Source organism: Vibrio sp. OPT46 (genome assembly GCF_015163535.1).
In the GTDB taxonomy this organism is placed as follows: Bacteria; Pseudomonadota; Gammaproteobacteria; order Enterobacterales; family Vibrionaceae; genus Vibrio; species Vibrio alginolyticus.
Genome location: NZ_JADDYG010000291.1, coordinates 31,732 through 35,570, shown reverse-complemented (window position 1 = coordinate 35,570; position 3,839 = coordinate 31,732). Strand labels below are relative to the sequence as shown.

Annotated in this window: 3 protein-coding genes and 1 pseudogene; 1 reads left to right on the top strand and 3 read right to left on the bottom strand. The window is 42.2% G+C overall.

The window, feature by feature from the left end; all coding sequences use genetic code 11:
- Positions 1 to 89 precede the first annotated feature (89 nt).
- The 3 genes and pseudogenes from IQR33_RS13025 to IQR33_RS13010 form a co-directional block, all read right to left on the bottom strand.
- Positions 90 to 341: pseudogene (locus IQR33_RS13025) on the bottom strand (type II toxin-antitoxin system RelE/ParE family toxin); the annotation flags it as partial.
- A 225-nt stretch (positions 342 to 566) separates the two neighbouring features.
- Positions 567 to 1,136 (bottom strand): hypothetical protein, encoded by a 570-nt coding sequence (locus IQR33_RS13020; RefSeq protein ID WP_074190730.1) that lies wholly within the window; start codon positions 1,134 to 1,136, stop codon positions 567 to 569.
- Between the two features lie 280 nt (positions 1,137 to 1,416).
- Positions 1,417 to 2,337 (bottom strand): IS5 family transposase, encoded by a 921-nt coding sequence (locus IQR33_RS13010; RefSeq protein WP_193838136.1) that lies wholly within the window; start codon positions 2,335 to 2,337, stop codon positions 1,417 to 1,419.
- 434 nt (positions 2,338 to 2,771) lie between these two features.
- Between IQR33_RS13010 and IQR33_RS13005 the strand changes: the two genes are divergently transcribed.
- On the top strand, positions 2,772 to 3,839 hold a 1,068-nt coding region (locus IQR33_RS13005), incomplete at its 3' end, for a CHASE domain-containing protein (RefSeq protein WP_193843753.1).

Genomic DNA, 3,839 nt, shown 5'->3' with positions numbered 1-3,839 from the left:
CAAATAGATCACGATTGCTCATTACGCCACGCCTCCATAAAAGCCTTTAGTTGTTTCTTTTGGTCTGCGGTTAAGTCAGACATTTCATTCTTGCCGTAAATCGTCAGCAAGTAGAAACGACGCTTTTCATCGAGGAAGTAATAGATAACGCGAGAGCCACCACGCTTGCCCTTACCTTTACTTGCAACTCGAATCTTTCGCAAACCACCTGTACCTTGAATCACGTCACCCTGCTTCGGGTTAGACATTAACTCAGCTTGAAAAAGCCTAAGCTCATCATCGCTGAGATATTCATTACGGTACTTTTCAAATATGGTTGATTCGACAAATACACTTTTCATACGCAAAGTATACGCAAGTAACGTATAGATAGCAAAACTATACGTGATTAACGTAGCTATAATTTTTGGAGCAGTAAACCTGACCTGAGCTATAACGCCGCATTAAGGTGTGAGCAACGCTACCACTGACCCTAACCATACCACCATAAACACAAAACCCAACGATTAGCATTAAAAATGCCAAGCGTTGGGAATCACTCTTAAATGCTTTGTTAAATTAACGGCTTACATATTTCTTAATGCTGCAAGAAACTTCGTCAAAGTAAATGAAGCACTAGGAGCTTCTGAAAAAGTTAATGCTTGCTTTGCACTAATATCGTTCTCGTCTTTTACCTTTCTGTCCAACGTGCGTAGTTGTGTAATAACGTCTTGAACTAACAATGGAACTTCCTTAGTTGATACTAAATCGATTGTTTCCGTCGTTAGCTTAAACGAACTTTCACTTCCATCCCATGAAACACCAGCTGTCCCGCTTAAGGTAACGCCTTCTTTCCATGTGATATTCTGAGGATCTTTTTCAGATGCTATGCTATTGGCAATTTCCCCAGCAACGTAATCTAATGAGCCTGACCATAACACTTTGTCATTAAACTTGACCTCAACATCTGAAAAGCTACGTTGCTCACTGATGACTCCAATTTTTTTATAACCACCATCAAAGTTAACTGTCGCATAATCTAAATTTGATGCCTTGAAAGATCCCAATGCAAACAGCACGGTCAAACATATTGTCAAAGTAACAATGATTGATGCCACTGGCGCGGTAATTACTTGCTTAGTACTTGTGTTTTCCATATAAAACCTTACTCATATTTAATTCTGAACAGATTATATAAAACAGCATTTTAAAATACTATAGTTAGTGAATTTAATGCCCTGTTAAGGTGTGAGCAACGCAATATCAAAGCCGCCGCATACCACCCTAAACACTAAAACCAACGCATAGTAAAAGTGCCACGCGTTGCGAATCACTCTTAAACAGTTTGTTATAGCGAATATCACCACGACTGTATGTCCCAATCGGCTTTGTTGCGTAATTCGGACAGGAAACCAAACCGCCCGAATTGAGCAATTCCTATACAACATACTGAGTTTCAGGCATACCAAGCCCTGTAAGCTTGTTCAACGCTTTGAGCATAGCGTAAGTCTCGCCAACCTGAGCGTTGTAATTCCTTAGGCTTAGTTTCCCACCTACCAACTGTTTTACCCGATACATTGCTGTCTCTGAGAGCGAGCGCTTATGATAACCATACCGCTTTTTCCACTTCTTGTTGGAGCCGTAGAGCTTCTGGCAACCTACTGCTAAGTTGCGAGGATGTCCTCGTTCCCAGAAGGCTGCCCCTTCTCGTGGCGGAATGAGTGGAACAGCTCGCTTGATCCGTATGGCATCATGGCAATTCCTTGTGTCATAAGCACCATCGCCTGATATCTCAATGATTTTACGACGTGTCTGCTTAAGCAAGTTGGGAAGTACTTCGGCATCGGTTACGTTAGATAAGCTCAGCTCTGCTGCGACTATTTCGTGGGTGCTAGTATCTACTGCGATATGCAGCTTACGCCAAACCCTACGCTTCCCGTCAGTACCATGCTTCTTGACCTTCCATTCACCTTCGCCATAAACCTTGAGGCCAGTGGCACCAATGGCTAGGTGTTGTATCGCACCTATGGTTTTAGTTTTAAATGAAACCTCAACTTCCTTAGCTCGACGGCTTATACAGGTGTAGTGCGGACAAACTAGCGGGATGTTAGCCAGCTTAAATACCGAGTCTAGAAATCCTTGCAGTGCTCTCAACGGCATAGAGAATATGCGTTTCACCATCAGTGCAGTAGTAATGGCTAAGTCGCTGAATTGGCGAGGTCTGCCGCGCTTGCCTTGTTTGTTTTGCTTCCACTCGGCTATCGCTTCCTCATCAATCCAAAAGGTCAGAGAACCACGGTTTATTAAGGCTTTGTTGTACTGCGTCCAGTTAGTTGTTTTGTAACGAGGTTTAGGCATGAGGCTACGACGATTAATGGGTGTAGCCGATCAGATCGTAGCTTCTTGATTTAGTTCCATCGATTTAAGCAACAAAGCCCGCCTAAAGCTCAGAGAGTTACGGTTGCAAGCCCGCTAGTCACTTATTTTTTAATAATGAAACCGTGGTCACTAATGATAAGACAGCTCAGACCATGGCGACTTGTTTTCGCGCAACCTATTGAAGAAACGAAACCACCCATAAAACCAAACAAGAAAACATAAAAAAGAACATATTTGCATATAATTTAATAATCAATTATGTTGATTTACATATAACAATTATAAAGGTCAGTTAAATTTTGACGATAACTTTATTGACTCAACGGGCAAGTGCACTCCATTGGTATCATTGGCTTGTACTTTTTTTGTCAGCCGTGCTCACTCTTACCGCTTGGGCGGTAACCTCGAGTCAGGTGGAACAAAAAGCAAAAACTCAATTTGAGTTTCAAGCCCATCAGTTGGTCGAACTCGTACAAGAACGGATGTCGAAATATGAGGAGGCACTGCTCGCAGGAGTGTCAGCCTTACATATGTATCAAGCTCCTGCCTCAAGAGCAGACTGGAAAATTTTTGCTGACCAGTTTGATGTCCCTCGACACTTTCCTGGCATCAACGGTATTGGTGTTATTCACTACGTTCCTGATAACAAAATAAAGCGGTATTTAGAATGGCAAAGAAAGCAACTGTCTGAATATATGCCGCATCCTGCTCGAACTGCTTCCGAATATTGGCCTATTACCTACATTGAACCAATGCAAAATAACCTAAAGGCCGTGGGACTAGACATGGCGCATGAAAACAACCGATACACCGCAGCCAAAAACGCCAGATTAACAAATACAGCCACCATCACTGCTCCAATTACCTTAGTTCAAGACTCGGAAAAGGCGCCGGGTTTTCTGTTTTATGCCCCCTGGTTTTCTGATGAAGTTCCTGAGTACTACGGAGATACAAAAGATGGTTTCTTAGGTTTAGTATACGCCCCATTTATTGTAAATAAATTGATGAACGGGACTCTCTCTGGAGAGAAACGACTCGTGAATTTCAGTCTCTATGATAATCAAGAATTACTGTACAGTGATCTTAATGTATCAAACATGCGCCATCATTCAGATCCGCACTTTACACAAACTCTAGAGTTGAATATATACGGTAGAGTTTGGACCTTCGTTATTCAAAGTTCGCCGTTGTTTGAAGCGCAGCAAAATACCACTCAACCTCTGCTTATTCTTATCTTCGGTATTATCGTGGATGTCTTGTTATTTATCCTATTTCTCATGTTGGTTCGTGAAAAAGAGCGAGTCGATGAGTATGCAAAGCATTTAACCAAAGATTTACAATTGCGCACAGACAAGTTAGAAACGGTCACAAAAGACCTTCAGGTCAGAAATCAAGCATTGCAAGAGGCAAATAGAGAACTTGATCAGTTCGCCTATGTCGCCTCTCATGATCTGAAAGCCCCTTTACGCGGTATTTCCCAA

What these genes read in the sequence shown, in the direction of transcription:
- IQR33_RS13010 (WP_193838136.1), bottom strand. Translation starts at nt 2,337, where the DNA reads ATGCCTAAACCTCGTTACAAAACAACTAACTGGACGCAGTACAACAAA.
- IQR33_RS13020 (WP_074190730.1), bottom strand. Translation starts at nt 1,136, where the DNA reads ATGGAAAACACAAGTACTAAGCAAGTAATTACCGCGCCAGTGGCATCA.